This is a genomic window from Bacillus sp. FSL R10-2780, assembly GCF_038006125.1.
Taxonomy (GTDB): Bacteria; Bacillota; Bacilli; order Bacillales; family Bacillaceae_G; genus Bacillus_A; species Bacillus_A cereus_U.
Genome location: NZ_JBBOUQ010000001.1, coordinates 2,774,685 through 2,792,168, shown reverse-complemented (window position 1 = coordinate 2,792,168; position 17,484 = coordinate 2,774,685). Strand labels below are relative to the sequence as shown.

Below are 17,484 nucleotides of genomic sequence, written 5' to 3'. Positions count from 1 at the left end.
TTACATGATTTCAGTAAACGATTTTCGTACAGGTTTAACAATTTCAGTGGACAATGCCCTTTGGCAAGTAATGGATTTCCAACACGTAAAGCCAGGTAAAGGTGCTGCATTCGTTCGCTCTAAACTACGTAACCTTCGCACAGGATCTGTTCAAGAGAAAACATTCCGTGCAGGTGAAAAAGTAGAAAAAGCACACATCGAAAACCGTCGTATGCAATACTTATACGCGAGCGGTGAGTCTCACGTATTTATGGATAACGAAACTTATGAGCAAATCGAACTTGGCGAAAACCAAATCGAGCGCGAATTAAAATTCTTAAAAGAAAACATGGGAGTATCTATTATGACATACCAAGATGAAGTACTTGGTGTTGAACTTCCGAACACAGTTGAATTAACAGTGTCAGAAACAGAGCCTGGTATTAAAGGTGACACAGCTTCTAACGTAACAAAACCAGCTAAATTAGAAACTGGTCTTGTTGTACAAGTACCAATCTTCATTAACGAAGGCGAAATGCTTATCATCAACACTGGTGAAGGTAAATACGTTTCTCGTGCATAGTAGAAAAGCACTCGTGATTATCACGAGTGCTTTTTTTTATCCCGTTATTTGCGGGCTAATAATCAGTGGGGGATGAACAACTCCCCCACTGATTATAGTTTCACTTTATAGGAAATAGGGAAGATAGTAAATTGCGGTGATAACAAAACTAACTGTGACGAGTGAAAGGGTACCCATAATATATGGAGTCAAAACAATTTGAAATGGTCGTATTTCACCAGTTTCAACACCGGTAAAAGTTTTATTCGTTGCATGATCCATATTGTTATTTCTAAAGGTACTCATAATAATTAACCACGTAATTGCAAATATTGCTAGGCTGCCAAGGAAAAAGCTCTCCATAAATGACCAGCCAACCATTTTTGAAAAAAGATAAATAATAGCTAATTCTACTACAATTGTTAAACTAATTTTCAATCCCTTCATATTTTCCCCCCTCATTTTGTACTTTCAACCAATTTGAAAATTTTTCGCATGATACAACATGCAGTACGCAAGGTGATTTTACTTCTTTCTCCAAAGCAGCATGTACGTCTGGAAATTGTTTTTCCACATGTAATGAAATGTAAGGTAGTTTCTCTTGTGCTTTTAAAGAGCGAATGTTAGTCGTTTTAGCACCGGCAAATACGTATGTAAGTTGCAAGTCTAAAAAAGCGATTTTAAAGATCTCTTTTTTAGCAGCTTCGTTATATCCTCTTCCCCAATATTGATAGCCGAGCCAACTTCCAATATGTGAGTGCTTTTGTTCGTAATTAATATGTTTAAGTGTCGTGAGGCCAATTACTTCATTTTCCTCACTTACAATCACTCTTGATAAGGAGTGTTTTTTTCGTTCCTCTCCAATTGCAAAAAGAATGAATGCCTTTGTATCTTCCACTGAATCTACTTTTATCCCTAATGCATTTTTCACATGTGGATTGCTTGATAGCTCAAAAATCACATTTGCATATCGTAAATCGAGTGGTAATAAAGTAACTTCCTTCATCATCTATGCTCCTTTTCTATTAAATATACCATAAATTAATGAGAATATTCAGATTTTAATAAAATCGATAGAGAAAAATTATGTTTTTACTTCTGAAATAGACAACCTCTGCATATGGTTGTACAAATATATTTTTTTCAGAATAAGGAAGTAGTAACTGTTATGGGAGAAGGTGGGAGAATGAAACAGTGGCTAGCGGCAATGGAAACATCCGTGCTTGTTATGGGGTTACTTCGGTTGTTTTCAGGTAGCGCGGAAATATTCGCCGCTTTGCTTATGCTTTACGTGAATGATGCGAAGAAAGCATTGTTTATAAATGGTATGTTGGCGTTTGTTGGACCGACCGTATTAATTTTAACAATGACAATTGGCATAGCGAGTGTAGCAAGTGAGATTTCTTTCTTGAAACTCTTTTTTCTAGCGCTTGGAATTGGCTGCATTTTTATCGCGTTGTTGAAATAGTAAGTCGAGTATAGTGGGGAGAAGCTTATGAAAGAAGTATTAGAAGTTTTACCGAAAACGATGAGACAGTTAGTTGAAGGCTGTAAACAATACGATGCTCTAGAGGAAATTCGTGTTCGAATTGGAAGACCACTAGAGTGTATCGCACATGGAGAAGTGTTTTTTTATGACTATATCGCTACAGCGGAAGATGCAATCCATTTATTGAATAAATTAAGTCAATTCTCAATTTATACGATGGAAGAGGAATTGAAACGTGGATATGTGACACTACGAGGAGGACATAGAATTGGTCTAGCTGGAAAAGTCATTACAGAAAAAAGTGCAGTGAAAATGATTCGGGATGTCTCTTCTTTTAATATTCGGATTGCCCGTCAAAAAATAGGGATTGCTGAGCCGCTTCTGCCATATCTTTATGAATCACGATGGTTAAACACGATGGTAATAGGCCCACCGCAAACGGGGAAAACAACACTTTTAAGAGATGTAGCACGCTGTATGAGTCAAGGTGTAAGTGCTTCGAAAATTCCTTCATGTAAAGTGGGGATTGTTGATGAACGATCAGAAATTGCGGGTTGTGTGAAAGGAATCCCGCAATATGACTTTGGCGTGCGAGTAGATGTATTAGACGCTTGTCCAAAAGCTGAAGGAATGATGATGATGATTCGTTCTATGAGCCCAGACATATTAATCGTAGATGAAATTGGACGTAAAGAAGATAGTGAAGCGATTATGGAGGCGGTACATGCCGGCGTTCAGCTTTTTATAAGTGCACATGGATTTTCTTATGATGATGTTGTGAAACGTCCATCGTTACAGGCGGTGCTGGAACTTGGTGTATTTGATAGGTTTGTGGAATTATCAAAAGCGAGAGGGCCAGGAACAGTTATGCAAGTGAAAAATAGAGATGGAAAACCAGTATTATCCCATAGAAAGGTTCAAGGCGTATGGTGAAAATATTTGGTGCGGTATTAATAGTTGCTGTTAGCACTTTTTTCGGATTTTCATACGCTAAAAGGTACAGTGAGAGACCGCGGCAACTTAGGTTATTGAAGGCAGCATTGCAATCATTAGAAGCTGAAATTATGTATGGACACACGCCGTTATCTGAGGCTGCAGAGCGTTTAGTCAAACAAATGCCGAAGCCGTTAAATTGGATATTTCAAAGCTTTTCGAAACGGCTAGAGGACGGGGAGCAAACAGTTAGAGAAGCTTGGATTGATAGTTTGAAGGAGAACTGGACGTTAACGGCGTTTAAACAAACCGAGTATGAAATACTGCAACAATTTGGTGAAACACTTGGACAACATGATCGTGAATCACAGCAAAAACATATTCGCTTATGTATTACACATTTGGAGAGAGAAGAAGGAGAAGCGAAAGCATTACAACTACAATATGAAAAAATGATAAAGAGTTTAGGGGTACTAGCAGGGCTACTTATCGTAATTTTACTGCTATAGGGGGGAGAAAGGCGATGTCCATTGATGTTGGATTAATATTTCAAATCGCCGGAATCGGCATTGTTTTAGCTTTCATTCATACTGTACTAAAAGAATTAAAGCGAGAGGATATTGCAAATTGGGTTATCCTTGTCGGTTTTGTCGTTATTTTGTTTCATGTTGCATTTTTAATTAATACTCTATTCGACAAGATTAAAAGTGTCTTTCTCTTCCAGTAAAGGAGGCGGTTCGAATCGAAATTATACAAATTGTCGGATTAGGCCTCGTTGCTACATTTTTAGCTGCTGTTTTGAATCAGCATAAGTCTAGTATTACATCGTTATTTATTGTGTTCATTGGTAGCATGATGTTTCTTCTCTTAATCGATCAAATTCATTCTATTTTACAAATGATTGAGAGAGTGGCGAGTGAAGCGAAGGTTAGCAACGTATATGTAGAAACGTTATTGAAAATTATAGGGATTGCTTATATCGCTGAGTTTGGTGCGCAAATTACAAAGGATGCTGGTCAAGGTGCAATCGCTTCGAAAATTGAATTAGCTGGGAAAATCTTAATTCTCGTCATGGCAATTCCTATTTTGACGGTTGTAATTGAAACAATTCTCGGTTTTTTACCTACGGGATAAGGGGGAGTGAATGTTGAGGAAGTTTGGAGCTAAGCTACTATTTGCTTGCTTCCTTTTCTTTTCTTTACCGATTGTTGTACAAGCTTCTCCTATAGAAACAAACGTCGTTGATCAACAATTGGATAAGCTGGGAATTGAAGATGTGAAGCAATTTTGGGACGGGCTTGTTACAAAGTATGGAGGCTATTTACCAGAGAGTCAAAAAGGAAGCTTTATGGAGTTTGTAAAGGGAGAAAAAGAGTTCTCCATAAAAGAGTGGATGATAGGTCTACTAAAATATTTATTTCACGAGCTTGTTGCAAATGGAAAGTTACTTGGAACGCTCATTATGCTCACGATTTTCAGTGCATTGTTGCAATCGTTGCAATCTGCTTTTTCAAAGAGTAGCGTGAGTAAAATCGCTGATGCAGTCGTATACATGGTACTTATTATTTTCGCTTTAAATAGTTTTTATGTCGTCATGACATATGCAAGAGAGACGATACAAACAATGGTAGATTTCATACTAGCGTTATTACCAATTTTACTTGCACTCATAGCAACAGGTGGTGGTGTTGTTTCTGTATCGTTTTTTCATCCAATCATCATTTTCTTAATGAATACGAGTGGGCTTCTTATGAATTATATCGTTCTACCACTTTTATTACTTGCAACTATATTAAGTATTGTAAGTACGATGAGTGATCAATATAAAGTTACGAAATTGTCCAAGCTTTTGCAAAACGTTAGTGTAGGGATTATTGGTATCTTTTTGACGGTTTTTTTAGGCGTATTATCTGTACAGGGAACAGCGTCAGCCGTTGCTGATGGTATAGCTGTGAAAACGGCTAAATTTGTAACAGGAAACTTCATTCCTGTAGTAGGAAGGATGTTTACTGAGGCGGCGGATACTGTTATTAGTGCATCTGGATTATTAAAAAACACAGTCGGAATTATCGGGCTCGTTATTTTATGCTTAATTGTCGCTTTCCCAGCGATTCAAATTTTTTGTATCGCGTTTATTTATAAATTCGCAGCAGCAGTATTGCAACCAGTAGGCGGAGGAGCAATTATTCAATGTTTAGATATCATTGGACGAAGTATCATTTACGTATTTGCTTGCTTAGCTATCGTATCATTTATGTTCTTTTTAAGTATCACAATTATTATTGCTGCCGGGAACATTACTCTCATGATGCGGTAGGAGGTGAAGAGTGTGCAATTTGTTACAGAGTGGATTAGAAATATTATCGTTTTTTTACTCTTAGCGACAATGCTTCATCTTATTCTTCCAAATTCAAATTTGCAAAAGTACGTTAAATTCGTTGTAAGTCTATTGTTAGTCGTATTAATTTTAACGCCTCTATTTAAGTTGTTACAAACAGATGTAAATGAAGTTATCGCAAATTTCAATGAAGAAAAGTACGTAGCAGAAGGATCTGTAAAAAATTCGATAGATTCGAAGAAAAAAGAAATACAAGCTCTAACACGTGCATATAGTTTAGAAGAGATGGCTACCAAAATGACGAAAGAAGTAGGAAAAGAGTTTGAGAAAAAGTATGGTATGACAGTCTCTGAAATACAAATAGTCGCAGTGGAACATGCAGAAGAAGTAAAGTCAGCGAAAGATATTCAATCTGTTGTTGTGACGTTGAAAGAAAAAGAACGTAGTAAAAATGATGCAATCGAAACAGTAAAGCCAATTGAAATTAATATGAAAGAACCTCCAAAAAAAATAGAAGAAACGAATGTAGAAATGAAAGGTTTCTTTTCAAGCAGGTGGCAACTAGAGGATAAACAAATCCAAGTTCAGACGGAAGGGAGGACAGGTAGCGTAAATGGACAATAAAGATAAAAATTCGAGGTTCTCATTTTTTCGAAACCTATTAAATGGGGATGGAAAAGAAAGTAATGAGAAGGGGAAAAAGGTAACACCTAAGTTTTTGCTTGTCCTACTCATACTTGGGATTGCGCTTATGTTTTCTAGTAATTTCTTATCACCTAAAAAAGAAGAAGTGCCTGTGTTTAAAGAAAAGACAAGTCAAAGCCAAGATAAAGATGTACCAACTTTCGGTCAAAAAAACAATGATAATATGTCAAATGTAGAAAAATACGAAAAAGCGTATGAACAAGAATTGAAAGCTTCTTTAGAAGAGATAGCCGGAGTAAAAGACGTAACTATTAAAGTGAACTTAGATTCATCTGAAGAAAAAATACTCGAGAAAAATACAGTAAAACGTTCACAAACGACAGGTGAAACTGATAAAGCAGGCGGTAAAAGGGAAGTAGAAGACGAGTCTCTTGATGAAAAGACAGTCATTATACGTGAAGGTGATAAAGAAACTCCAATTGTTTTGCGAACAGAGAAACCGAAAGTACGAGGTGTTCTGGTCGTAGCAAAGGGAGTGGATAATATACAAATAAAAGCAATGGTAAAAGAAGCTGTGACGCGATTATTAGATGTACCAGCTCATCGCGTTTCAGTATCACCGAAAAATGGATAGGGAGGAAATAAAGTGTTAAAAAAACAAACGGTTTGGCTATTAACGATGTTAAGTTTAGTGGTTGTGCTATCTGTTTATTACGTAACAACTCCTGATAAAATGAATACAGCAGCACCGGCAACGGGTGAAAAGATGGGACAAGAAAAGCAAGGTGCTGATAAAGCAGTTACAAAAGAAACAACGAAAGAAACTACAAATAAAGAGACAACAAAAGAAAGTACAAGCAAGGAAACTACAAATAAAGAAACAGACAAAAAAGAGAATGACAAAAAAGAGACAAGTAAAAAAGAGGCTAGTGTAACAGTTCAATCAAGCGATGAGAATTTCACAGCGTTACGTATGCAAATGGAAGATCAGCGTAGTGTAGAGAAAGAAAAGTTACAAAATGTAATGAAGTCATCAAAATCTTCAGCAGAAGAAAAGAGTAAAGCGAAAGATAATCTTGATGCAATCACTACAATGGAAACGAAGCAACAATTACTTGAGACAGTGATTAAATCTCAAGGTGGATATAAGGATGCTCTTGTAAGAGCTGATGGAACGGACATTAAAGTAACAGTTAAATCGGCAAAGCATTCACAAAAAGAAGCGAATAAAATTATTCAGCTCGTAAGAAGTGAAGGTGGTTCAAAAGATGTAGGTGTGAAATTTGATCCATCAGTAAAATAAAGTGGCATATTCATTATAATGGGTGTTTTTTCTTCAAATTAGATAAAAGAATAATAGAAAAAAGCTATCGTTTTCGATAGCCTTTTTCTATTTCATCTTTGCAGTTGTATTTAGTATTTTCAATTGGAAACGGGGAAATACGCTGTGAGTAAAAGATTAATGGTTCATGATGATGGTGATTACTTTTTCCAGATTTGACGTGGATGAAGAGGACCAATGCCCAAATCACTACGGCAGGCAAGAACAGGATGAGCCATATCATATGTCCGCACCTCACTACAATAAATTTTCTACACTTTGAACATACTATTCTTTTATGAAGGAAGAATGAACGGCACGTAAACAAAAAAATAATATTTGGTAAAAATATGTTTTTTTACCGTAGATAAAATGAAGAATGCTGAGGGAATTACGTTTTTATACTGTACAGTTTTGAAAAAGTAAAGAATGTTTTTTAGGAAGTGGTCTTGCCAATTTTGTGTGAAACTTGGTATTATTACTAGGTAATAATTTTTTGGTGGAATAATATTTTTACAGGAATTTCGATTTATAATAAAGAAATATAAATTGGAATGTTTAAAAAATTTAGCGTAAGATGGGAATAGTAAATATTTCTATTAGTAAATGTCATAGGAATAAATTTTCTAATAGAATACATCGTATTTTTACAGTAAATCAATTTGATGCCAATCTGTAAAAACGGGACAAACAAGAGTATGGGAGTGGATTTTACATGTTTAAAATTCAAGAAGTTCGTGAATTAATTAAATTAATTGATAGCTCTAATATTGATGAATTTGAATACAAAAAAGACGGTACAACAATCAAAATGAAAAAACGTGGTAATGAAGTTGTTGCTGTGCAAGCACCGGTAACGAAACAGGTAGTACAACCAGCAGCATCTGTTGAAGTAGAAACAACAGTAGCGGCAGCGCAAGTAGAAGTGCAAAAACAAGAAGAGAAGAAAGCTGTTCAAAATGAAAACCTACATAAAATCACATCACCGATGGTAGGGACATTTTATTCCTCTTCTTCGCCTGATACACCTCAATATGTAAGTGTTGGGGACAGAGTATCGAAAGATTCTATCGTATGTATTGTTGAAGCTATGAAATTATTTAACGAAATTGACGCAGATGTAGAGGGCGAAATTGTTGAAATTCTTGTTAATAACGGACAGCTTGTTGAGTATGGACAACCGCTATTTCTTGTAAAAGCGTAATAAGGGAGTCTTTGTGATGATAAAAAAAGTATTAATAGCCAATCGTGGAGAAATTGCTGTACGAATTATTCGCGCTTGTAAAGAAATGGATATTGAAACAGTTGCAATTTATTCTGAAGCAGACAAAGAGTCACTTCATGTGCAAATTGCAGATGAAGCGTATTGTGTTGGACCAACGATTTCGAAAGAAAGCTATTTAAATTTGACGAACATTATTAGCGTTGCAAAATTGACAGGTTGTGATGCAATTCATCCGGGATACGGATTTTTAGCAGAGAATGCAGATTTTGCAGAATTATGCCGTGAGTGTAACTTGATTTTTATCGGTCCAAGCCCGGAAGCTATTTCAAAGATGGGCACAAAAGACGTTGCACGTGATACAATGAAAGAAGCAGGGGTTCCGATTGTACCAGGTTCACAAGGGATTATTAAAAATACCGAAGAAGCGATCGAGCTTGCTAATCAAATTGGATATCCAGTTATTATTAAAGCGACTGCAGGTGGCGGCGGAAAAGGTATTCGTGTTGCGCGCCATGAAGAAGAGCTTGTAAAAGGAATTCAAATTACACAGCAAGAAGCCAGTACCGCTTTTGGGAACCCTGGTGTATACTTAGAGAAGTACGTTGAAGATTTCCGCCATGTTGAGATTCAAATAATGGCAGATACACATGGAAATGCCATTCATTTAGGAGAGCGTGATTGTACAATTCAGCGCCGTCTGCAAAAACTATTAGAAGAAAGTCCATCACCTGCACTTGATGAGAATATTCGCAAGCAAATGGGTGACGCAGCAGTTAAAGCGGCGGTAGCGGTTGATTATACAGGTGCTGGTACGGTTGAGTTTATTTATGAATATAAAACGAAAAGCTTTTATTTCATGGAGATGAATACGAGAATCCAAGTTGAACATCCAGTTACTGAAATGGTAACAGGGATGGATTTAATTAAAGAACAAATTCTTGTTGCTTCTGGAGAAAAGTTATCGTTACAGCAAGAAGAAGTACAATTTAATGGTTGGGCAATGGAATGTCGAATTAATGCGGAAAACCCTGCCAAAAAATTTATGCCATCTCCAGGTAGAGTAGAAATGTACTTACCACCAGGCGGATTTGGTATTCGCGTCGATTCAGCTGTATATCCGGGATATTCAATACCACCTTTCTATGATTCGATGGTTGCTAAATTAATTGTTCACGGAAAAACACGTGAAGAGGCAATTGCAAAAATGAAGCGAGCGCTCAGTGAGTTTGTCATTGAAGGCGTACATACAACAATCCCGTTCCATTTGCAATTGTTAGATCATCCTGATTTTGTAAAAGGTGAGTTTAACACGAAATTTTTGGAAGAGCATGAACTTGTGACGCAGTGATACATTAAAGGAGGTTTTTTTCATGGCTGAACATATGTTAGATATGGGTCAAGATACAACTCTTGGAAAAGTAGAAATTGCACCAGAAGTAATCGAAGTAATTGCAGGTATTGCAGCTGCTGAAGTAGAAGGTGTAGCGGCAATGCGTGGTAATTTTGCTACAGATGTTGTTGAGAAGTTAGGTAAGAAAAATCATGGTAAAGGTGTAAAGGTTGAATTAGCAAACGAAGATATTATTGTTGACCTTTATGTTGTGATGTATTTTGGTGTAGCAATTCCGGTTGTTGCACAAAAAATTCAAGACAATATTCGCCAAGCACTCTTTACAATGACAGGACTTGAGCCAAAAGAAGTGAACGTTCACATCGTTGGCGTAACATTCGAAACACAAAAAACAGAAATCGAACCAGTGTAAGAGTGAAAAAAGGTGCCTAGTAAAATAGGCATCTTTTTTATCGTTTCATTTCTTCACAAATTAAAACCCTCAAATTATTATACTATTTTAAAAAATAAGAAATATAAAACGGGATGTTTCATTTTTCCAAAAAACGTACATTGTGATAAGATATGGAACTTGAAGTTAATCTTTTTATTATTTTTCAGCCTTGTACCCCGTGTGTGAAACGATAAATTGTGTTATTATCATTGTATTATAAGGTTGGAAAATCAATGAAAACTGCAAGAGTAAGTGAATTGACGGCTTATAAATTATAATAATATAACAAAACATAAGGAAAGACTTGAAGTATAAAGGAGAGTTACAATGAAACGTAGGACGGCTAGAGAAAGAGCAATGCAAGCATTATACCAAATGGATATTACAGGTGAATTAGAACCGAAAGTAGCGGTGGAAAATACGCTAGATGAAGGCGAAGAAACAAATGAGTTTCTAGAATCACTTGTTGTAGGATTTGTAGACAACAAAGAAGAGATTGACGCAGCAATTCGTCAAAATTTAAAAAAGTGGAAGCTTGAGCGTATTAGTATTGTTGATCGCAGTATTTTACGTGTAGCTGTGTGTGAGATGAAATACATGGAAGAAATTCCGCACAATGTAACAATTAACGAAGCAATTGAAATCGCGAAAACATTTGGGGATGAGGAATCTCGTCGTTTTATTAACGGCGTTTTATCTAATATAAAAGATACACTGTAATTTCTTTAAGGGGGAAACTTAAAATGGTAGCAGTAATCATCAAAGGAAATGAAGTTGCGGAGAAAAAACGAGCACAATTAAAAGAAGAAGTTGTGAAGTTAAAAGAGCAAGGGATTGTACCAGGATTAGCAGTTATTTTAATTGGAGAAGATCCAGCATCTCGTTCTTATGTAAAAGGAAAAGAAAAAGGCTGTGAGCAAGTAGGAATCTATTCAGAGCTAATTGAACTTCCTGAAACGATTACCGAGGAGCGTTTGCTTGCTGAAATCGATCGCTTAAATGGAGACGACCGCATTAATGGCATATTGGTACAATTGCCTTTACCAAAACATATTGAAGAAAAAGCTATCATTGAAAGAATTTCACCGGAAAAGGATGTAGATGGATTTCACCCAATCAGCGTAGGACGTATGATGACGGGACAAGACACATTCCTTCCATGTACACCGCATGGCATTTTAGAATTAGTAAAAGAAACGAATCTTGATATTTCTGGAAAGCATGTTGTTGTAATTGGAAGAAGTAATATTGTTGGTAAACCAGTGGGACAACTGTTTTTAAATGAAAATGCAACTGTCACATATTGTCATTCTAAGACGCAAAATATAGAAGAATTATCGAAGTTAGCTGATATTTTAATCGTAGCCGTTGGACGACCGAAAATGGTAACAGCTGACTATATTAAAGAAGGTGCGGTTGTAATTGATGTTGGTGTTAACCGTTTAGAAACAGGCAAACTTTGTGGTGATGTTGATTTTGACAATGTATTAGACGTTGCAGGTTACATTACGCCTGTGCCAAAAGGAGTCGGCCCAATGACTATTACAATGCTTCTTCACAACACTGTGGAGTCTGCAAAGCGTGCAGGAGTTGTTTGTCAATAATTTGAATCGGCTATGAGGAGAGAGCAATGGAGAAACAATATTTAACCGTTACAGCATTAACACGCTATATTAAAACAAAAATAGAGTATGATCCGCATTTACAGTCTGTTTGGTTAAAAGGAGAAATTTCCAACTTTAAATATCATAGTCGTGGTCATATGTATTTTACATTGAAAGATGAAAATGCAAGAATTGCAGCGGTTATGTTTGCGGGTCATAATCGTAACATTAAATTCAGACCGGAAAATGGAATGAAAGTACTTGTAAAAGGAAAGATTTCTGTTTACGAGGCGAGTGGTTCTTATCAAATTTATATTCAAGACATGCAGCCTGATGGAGTTGGAAATCTTCATTTAGCTTATGAACAATTAAAAGTCCGATTAGAAGAAGAAGGGCTGTTTTCTCAAGTTTATAAGCGTCCAATCCCTGCATATGCAAAAACAATCGGTGTTATAACGTCGCCAACAGGAGCAGCAATTCGCGATATTATAACAACAATTAAACGTCGTTATCCAATTGGAAATGTTATTGTGTTTCCTGTACTTGTACAAGGGGAGTCAGCGGCTCCCTCAATTGTACAAGCAATTCGTACAGCGAATGAAATGGGAGATATTGATGTTTTAATTGTTGGACGTGGTGGAGGCTCTATTGAAGAATTATGGGCCTTTAATGAGGAAGTAGTTGCAAGAGCAATTTTTACAAGTGAGATTCCGATTATTTCAGCTGTAGGTCATGAAACGGATTTTACAATCGCAGATTTTGTCGCGGATTTACGTGCACCAACACCGACTGCAGCAGCTGAGCTGGCGGTACCTAACATTATAGAGTTACAAGAAAAGGTATTACAAAGAACTCTGAGATTGCAAAGAGCAATGAGAGAGAGAGTACATAAAAAAGAAGAAAAACTGCAAGTGTTACAAAAATCTTATGCGTTCCGTTATCCAAGGCAAGTGTATGAGCAAAAAGAAGAGCAGTTAGACAGAGCTCTTGAACAACTTGTTTTAGCGAAAGAGCGTTATATAGATAAAAAAGTAAATCAATTAAAGCAACTTTCATTTTATTTAGAAAAGCACCACCCATCTCAAAAAATTATACAAACGAAAACGGCAATTGAAACGTTGCAAAAGCAGTTGCAACGTGAAATGCAAACGTTACTTCAAACGAAGGAGTTCGTATTTGTGAGAGCGGCTCAAAAGCTTGAAGTATTAAGCCCGCTTAAAGTAATGATGAGAGGGTACGGGCTTGTATACGATGAAGAGAAACAAGTATTAAAAAGCGTGAAAGATGTTAGCCTTGGAGATGCTGTTTCGGTTCAATTACAAGATGGAATACTAGATTGTAGCGTATCAAGCATAGAGGAGCGTGAATTGAATAATGGAAAATAAGTTAAGCTTTGAAGAAGCAATTTCGCAGCTTGAGCATCTCGTTTCTAAGCTTGAACAAGGTGATGTACCTTTAGAGGAAGCGATTTCTTATTTTAAAGAAGGCATGGAATTATCTAAGCTTTGTGATGAGAAATTGAAAGATGTACAAGAACAAATGGCAGTTATCCTTGGAGAAGATGGAGAGCTTAAACCGTTTACTGCTTTAGGAGATGAAGCATAGTGACACATATAGCTTTTGATGCTTTTTTGAAAGAGAGTAAAACTTTCGTAGAAGAAAATCTTGTAAGCTATGCAAATGAATTACAATGTCCAAATGTGCTTCGTGAAGCGATGGCATATTCTTTGGAAGCGGGTGGGAAACGTCTCCGCCCGTTACTTTTATTTGCAACGTTACAAGCGTTTGGAAAAGAAAGAAATCTTGGAGTGGGTGCAGCTTGTGCCCTTGAAATGATTCATACATATTCGTTAATTCATGATGATTTACCTTGTATGGATGATGATGATCTAAGACGAGGAAAGCCTACCAATCATAAAGTATTTGGTGAAGCAATGGCAGTTTTAGCAGGAGATGGTTTGTTGACATATGCTTTTCAAGTTATTATGGCATATGGGCAAAAAGAAATCTCTGCTGAAAAAAAAGTAAGACTTGTACTTGAGCTTGCGAAAGCAGCAGGACCTGAAGGAATGGTTGCTGGACAAGTGGCAGATATGGAAGCTGAAGGAAAACGACTTACAATTAATGAATTAGAGTACATCCATAAGCATAAGACAGGTAAACTGCTTGAGTTTGCTGTACTTGCAGGAGCGATACTTTCTGATGCTACAGAAGAGCAAGAAGAGAAGTTACTTGCATTTGCGAAATATATCGGTCTAGCTTTCCAAATTAGAGATGATATTTTGGATGTAGAAGGAACAGAAGAAGAGATTGGAAAACCGATTGGTAGTGATGCTTCCAATGAAAAGAGCACATATACGACGTTATTTACTGTAGATAGAGCAAAATCTATTTTAGAGGAGAAAATTGCAAAAGCAAAAGATTCTATTAGCTCCTTACAATTACAAGATGAATATTTACTATCTATTTGTGATTTAATCGCAAAACGTAATAACTAATATAACAGCGTTTCCATTTGTTGAGTCATTCATCATTTTATGATATAAATGTAGGAAAAGGTTTTTCTTTTCTTGTTATTGGCAAAAATATATGTAGATTACATTGCCGTTATCACTTCGTGTTAGCGGCTATTTTTTTCATCACGTAAAGAAATATGATGTATAATATGATAAGTGAAAAAATGGAAGTGTTTTCTGAAAGCAGGACAAGATAAGAAGAATAGAAAAGATAATTTCTTGTGTTGTGTAAATGTTTCTTATAATATTTGACATGTTGACAGATTATGAAATGAAAGTGAGTGATCCATGTGGATCTAACGCAAATTCAAAACCCTAGTTTTTTGAAAGATATGTCTATCAGTGAACTAGAGGGGTTGAGTGAGGATATTCGTAAGTTTTTAATTGAAGAGCTCTCTCAAACAGGTGGACATATTGCACCTAATTTAGGTGTAGTAGAACTCACAATTGCTCTGCATAAATTATTTGATAGTCCGAAAGATAAATTTTTATGGGACGTAGGACATCAATCCTATGTACATAAAATTTTAACAGGGCGTGCGAAAGAATTCGGCACATTAAGGCAGTACCAAGGTCTATGTGGTTTTCCAAAACGCTGCGAGAGTGAGCATGATGTTTGGGAAACTGGTCATAGTTCCACGTCGTTATCTGCTGCAATGGGAATGGCCCTAGCACGTGATTTAAAGAAAACGGAAGAATACGTTATACCAATCATTGGGGATGGTGCATTAACAGGCGGAATGGCTTTAGAGGCATTGAACCATATTGGACATGAAAAAACGGACATGATTGTTATTTTGAATGACAATGAAATGTCAATTGCACCAAACGTCGGTGCACTTCATAATGTACTTGGTCGTTTACGTACCGCAGGGAAGTACCATTGGGTAAAAGATGAACTAGAGTATATATTGAAGAAAATCCCAGCAGTCGGCGGGAAAGTTGCTGCGACAGCAGAGAAAATAAAAGATAGTCTAAAATATTTACTAGTATCAGGCGTCTTTTTTGAAGAATTAGGCTTTACATATTTAGGGCCGGTCGATGGGCATGATTATGAAAAGTTATTCGAAACGTTGCAATATGCAAAGAAAACAAAAGGCCCAGTACTTGTTCATGTTATTACGAAAAAAGGAAAAGGTTATAAACCAGCTGAGAGTGACGTTATTGGAACTTGGCATGGAACAGGACCGTACAAAATTGAGTCAGGTGACTTCGTTAAACCGAAGGAAGTTGCACCAGCATGGAGTGCTGTTGTTAGTGAAACAGTGCTTAAGCTAGCGAGAACGGATGAACGTATCGTTGCAATTACGCCTGCAATGCCTGTTGGATCGAAACTTGAGAAATTCCAAAAAGAATTTCCGAATCGTATGATTGATGTAGGTATTGCAGAGCAGCATGCTACAACAATGGCGGCTGGTATGGCAACGCAAGGAATGAAGCCATTCTTAGCAATTTATTCAACGTTTTTACAAAGAGCTTATGACCAAGTTGTTCATGATATTTGTCGCCAAAATTTAAATGTTTTCATTGGAATAGATCGTTCTGGATTAGTTGGAGCAGACGGTGAAACGCATCAAGGTGTATTTGACATCTCGTTTTTACGTCATTTGCCGAATATGGTACTTATGATGCCGAAAGATGAAAATGAAGGACAACATTTAGTATATACAGCGATGCAATACGAAGATGGACCGATTGCTTTACGTTATGCACGCGGCAATGGACTTGGCGTTCAAATGGATGAAGAATTAAAGGCGATTCCAATTGGTACATGGGAAACGTTAAAAGAAGGCACACAAGCAGCAATTTTAACGTTTGGTACGACAATCCCGATGGCAATGGAAGCAGCTGAGCGTCTTGAACAAACTGGAGTATCAGTGAAAGTAGTGAATGCTCGCTTTATTAAACCGATGGATGAGGCATATTTACATGAGCTTTTAGGGGAAAATATACCGATTTTAACGATTGAAGAGGCTTGTTTAATCGGTGGCTTTGGAACGGGAGTAGTTGAATTTGCTTCTGAGAACGGATACCATAGTGCTTTAATTGAACGAATGGGTATTCCTGATCGCTTCATAGAGCATGGTAGTGTAACAAAACTGTTAGAAGAAATTGGTTTAACGACAGATGCTGTTGTAGACCGTATTCATACAATGATTCCATCAAAACAAAAAAGGGCGTAACAAATGAGCATAAAAAAAGAAAGAGTAGATGTACTATTAGTAGAGCGAGGACTTATAGAAACGCGTGAGAAGGCTAAACGTGCTGTTATGGCAGGTCTTGTATATGCGAATGAAATGAGACTCGATAAGCCAGGGGAGAAAATCTCGCAAGATACGGAGATTACGGTGAAAGGGCAAGTTATGCCGTATGTAAGCCGTGGTGGCTATAAGCTTGAAAAGGCATTAGAAACATTTCAACTTGATTTACAAGATAAAGTTATGATAGATATTGGTTCATCAACTGGTGGTTTTACAGACTGTGCGCTTCAAAATGGTGCGAAGTTATCCTACGCATTAGATGTAGGATATAATCAACTTGCGTGGAAATTGCGTCAAGATGAGCGTGTTGTTGTGATGGAACGAACGAACTTCCGTTACGTGACACCGGCAGATTTAGAGCGTGGTTTACCGCAGTTTGCAAGTATTGATGTTTCATTTATATCATTAAGGCTTATATTGCCGGTTTTAAAAACAATGCTTACGCCAAATGGTGATGTAGCTGCATTGATTAAACCTCAGTTTGAAGCTGGACGAGAACAAGTCGGGAAAAAAGGCATTGTTCGTGATAGAAAAGTACATGAAGCTGTCGTGGAAATGATTGTCGATTTTGCTCTTAAGGAAGGCTATAATGTCGAAGGTTTAACATTCTCACCAATTACAGGTGGGGATGGAAATATTGAATTTTTAATTCATCTAAAGTGGCACGGTGAGCGTGAGAATGGCGAAAATCATTCTCCGGTTTCTATTGAACAAGTTGTTACCGAAGCGCATAATGTTCTAAAACAAAAAGGGAAAGGGGAATAACATATGTTGTTCCTCTTTTTGTTGTAATCGTATAATTATTGTAAAAACAATTGTATACAAGT

Annotated in this window: 23 protein-coding genes; 20 read left to right on the top strand and 3 right to left on the bottom strand. The window is 36.8% G+C overall.

Annotated elements, in window-relative coordinates:
* The first annotated feature begins 4 nt into the window (after nucleotides 1-4).
* Nucleotides 5-562, top strand: coding sequence for an elongation factor P (gene efp / locus NSQ47_RS14515; protein WP_002033989.1), 558 nt, complete (start codon nucleotides 5-7; stop codon nucleotides 560-562).
* Nucleotides 563-667: 105 nt separating this feature from the next.
* On the opposite strand, the gene NSQ47_RS14510 is transcribed toward efp, so the two are convergent.
* Both NSQ47_RS14510 and NSQ47_RS14505 read right to left on the bottom strand, forming a co-directional pair.
* Nucleotides 668-988, bottom strand: coding sequence for a hypothetical protein (locus NSQ47_RS14510; RefSeq protein ID WP_088079353.1), 321 nt, complete (start codon nucleotides 986-988; stop codon nucleotides 668-670).
* Nucleotides 969-1,550, bottom strand: coding sequence for a GNAT family N-acetyltransferase (locus tag NSQ47_RS14505; protein ID WP_215579639.1), 582 nt, complete (start codon nucleotides 1,548-1,550; stop codon nucleotides 969-971). Before NSQ47_RS14505 ends, NSQ47_RS14510 begins: the two co-directional genes overlap by 20 nt.
* Before the next feature lie 177 nt (nucleotides 1,551-1,727).
* Here NSQ47_RS14505 and NSQ47_RS14500 point away from each other — a divergent pair, with 177 nt between their 5' ends.
* The 9 genes from NSQ47_RS14500 to NSQ47_RS14460 are packed head-to-tail and all read left to right on the top strand — an operon-like array spanning nucleotide 1,728 to nucleotide 7,249.
* Complete coding sequence (locus NSQ47_RS14500; RefSeq protein ID WP_000816054.1) at nucleotides 1,728-2,009, top strand: YqhV family protein; 282 nt, start codon at nucleotides 1,728-1,730, stop codon at nucleotides 2,007-2,009.
* Nucleotides 2,010-2,036: 27 nt separating this feature from the next.
* The gene (gene spoIIIAA, locus NSQ47_RS14495; protein ID WP_078180992.1) at nucleotides 2,037-2,963 is read left to right on the top strand and encodes a stage III sporulation protein AA; all 927 of its coding nucleotides are present in this window, start codon (nucleotides 2,037-2,039) and stop codon (nucleotides 2,961-2,963) included.
* The gene (gene spoIIIAB, locus NSQ47_RS14490) at nucleotides 2,957-3,472 is read left to right on the top strand and encodes a stage III sporulation protein SpoIIIAB (protein ID WP_002088574.1); all 516 of its coding nucleotides are present in this window, start codon (nucleotides 2,957-2,959) and stop codon (nucleotides 3,470-3,472) included. Before spoIIIAA ends, spoIIIAB begins: the two co-directional genes overlap by 7 nt.
* A 14-nt stretch (nucleotides 3,473-3,486) precedes the next feature.
* Nucleotides 3,487-3,690 carry a stage III sporulation protein AC gene (spoIIIAC, locus tag NSQ47_RS14485; protein ID WP_000020914.1) on the top strand — a complete coding sequence of 68 codons (204 nt, stop codon included), beginning with the start codon at nucleotides 3,487-3,489 and terminating at the stop codon, nucleotides 3,688-3,690.
* 23 nt (nucleotides 3,691-3,713) lie between these two features.
* Nucleotides 3,714-4,097, top strand: a complete 384-nt coding sequence (spoIIIAD, locus tag NSQ47_RS14480) for a stage III sporulation protein AD (RefSeq protein ID WP_078172833.1) — start codon at nucleotides 3,714-3,716, stop codon at nucleotides 4,095-4,097.
* Between the two features lie 10 nt (nucleotides 4,098-4,107).
* Nucleotides 4,108-5,280 carry a stage III sporulation protein AE gene (gene spoIIIAE / locus NSQ47_RS14475; RefSeq protein WP_002033983.1) on the top strand — a complete coding sequence of 391 codons (1,173 nt, stop codon included), beginning with the start codon at nucleotides 4,108-4,110 and terminating at the stop codon, nucleotides 5,278-5,280.
* A gap of 12 nt (nucleotides 5,281-5,292) precedes the next feature.
* Nucleotides 5,293-5,925, top strand: coding sequence for a stage III sporulation protein AF (spoIIIAF, locus tag NSQ47_RS14470; protein ID WP_341037207.1), 633 nt, complete (start codon nucleotides 5,293-5,295; stop codon nucleotides 5,923-5,925).
* Nucleotides 5,915-6,580: a stage III sporulation protein AG gene (gene spoIIIAG / locus NSQ47_RS14465; RefSeq protein ID WP_078172834.1), complete on the top strand. Its 666-nt coding sequence runs from the start codon at nucleotides 5,915-5,917 to the stop codon at nucleotides 6,578-6,580. Before spoIIIAF ends, spoIIIAG begins: the two co-directional genes overlap by 11 nt.
* Before the next feature lie 12 nt (nucleotides 6,581-6,592).
* Nucleotides 6,593-7,249, top strand: a complete 657-nt coding sequence (locus tag NSQ47_RS14460) for a SpoIIIAH-like family protein (protein WP_002111756.1) — start codon at nucleotides 6,593-6,595, stop codon at nucleotides 7,247-7,249.
* A gap of 64 nt (nucleotides 7,250-7,313) precedes the next feature.
* Here the strand turns inward: NSQ47_RS14460 and NSQ47_RS14455 are convergent, their stop codons facing one another.
* Entirely contained in the window at nucleotides 7,314-7,511 is a 198-nt protein-coding gene (locus NSQ47_RS14455; RefSeq protein WP_078172836.1) for a DNA recombination protein RecO, read from the bottom strand.
* Between the two features lie 471 nt (nucleotides 7,512-7,982).
* On the opposite strand from NSQ47_RS14455, the gene accB reads away from it, so the two are divergent.
* The 10 genes from accB (at nucleotide 7,983) to NSQ47_RS14405 (ending at nucleotide 17,422) form a co-directional block, all read left to right on the top strand.
* Nucleotides 7,983-8,471, top strand: a complete 489-nt coding sequence (gene accB, locus NSQ47_RS14450) for an acetyl-CoA carboxylase biotin carboxyl carrier protein (RefSeq protein ID WP_002199386.1) — start codon at nucleotides 7,983-7,985, stop codon at nucleotides 8,469-8,471.
* Between the two features lie 16 nt (nucleotides 8,472-8,487).
* On the top strand, nucleotides 8,488-9,840 hold the full coding sequence (gene accC / locus NSQ47_RS14445) for an acetyl-CoA carboxylase biotin carboxylase subunit (protein ID WP_002160529.1): 1,353 nt from the start codon (nucleotides 8,488-8,490) through the stop codon (nucleotides 9,838-9,840).
* Between the two features lie 22 nt (nucleotides 9,841-9,862).
* Nucleotides 9,863-10,255 (top strand): Asp23/Gls24 family envelope stress response protein, encoded by a 393-nt coding sequence (locus tag NSQ47_RS14440; protein WP_000807630.1) that lies wholly within the window; start codon nucleotides 9,863-9,865, stop codon nucleotides 10,253-10,255.
* Nucleotides 10,256-10,603: 348 nt separating this feature from the next.
* A complete protein-coding gene (gene nusB, locus NSQ47_RS14435; RefSeq protein ID WP_002067080.1) occupies nucleotides 10,604-10,996 on the top strand; it encodes a N utilization substance protein NusB in 393 nt (130 codons plus the stop codon).
* A gap of 23 nt (nucleotides 10,997-11,019) precedes the next feature.
* Entirely contained in the window at nucleotides 11,020-11,880 is an 861-nt protein-coding gene (gene folD / locus NSQ47_RS14430) for a bifunctional methylenetetrahydrofolate dehydrogenase/methenyltetrahydrofolate cyclohydrolase FolD (RefSeq protein ID WP_002160530.1), read from the top strand.
* A gap of 26 nt (nucleotides 11,881-11,906) precedes the next feature.
* Entirely contained in the window at nucleotides 11,907-13,265 is a 1,359-nt protein-coding gene (xseA, locus tag NSQ47_RS14425; RefSeq protein ID WP_002111752.1) for an exodeoxyribonuclease VII large subunit, read from the top strand.
* Nucleotides 13,255-13,485, top strand: coding sequence for an exodeoxyribonuclease VII small subunit (xseB, locus tag NSQ47_RS14420; RefSeq protein WP_000428422.1), 231 nt, complete (start codon nucleotides 13,255-13,257; stop codon nucleotides 13,483-13,485). Before xseA ends, xseB begins: the two co-directional genes overlap by 11 nt.
* Entirely contained in the window at nucleotides 13,485-14,378 is an 894-nt protein-coding gene (gene ispA / locus NSQ47_RS14415) for a (2E,6E)-farnesyl diphosphate synthase (protein ID WP_002145801.1), read from the top strand. Before xseB ends, ispA begins: the two co-directional genes overlap by 1 nt.
* 308 nt (nucleotides 14,379-14,686) lie before the next feature.
* Nucleotides 14,687-16,579 (top strand): 1-deoxy-D-xylulose-5-phosphate synthase, encoded by a 1,893-nt coding sequence (dxs, locus tag NSQ47_RS14410; protein WP_002160532.1) that lies wholly within the window; start codon nucleotides 14,687-14,689, stop codon nucleotides 16,577-16,579.
* A 3-nt stretch (nucleotides 16,580-16,582) separates the two neighbouring features.
* Complete coding sequence (locus NSQ47_RS14405) at nucleotides 16,583-17,422, top strand: TlyA family RNA methyltransferase (protein WP_002160533.1); 840 nt, start codon at nucleotides 16,583-16,585, stop codon at nucleotides 17,420-17,422.
* Nucleotides 17,423-17,484 lie beyond the last annotated feature (62 nt).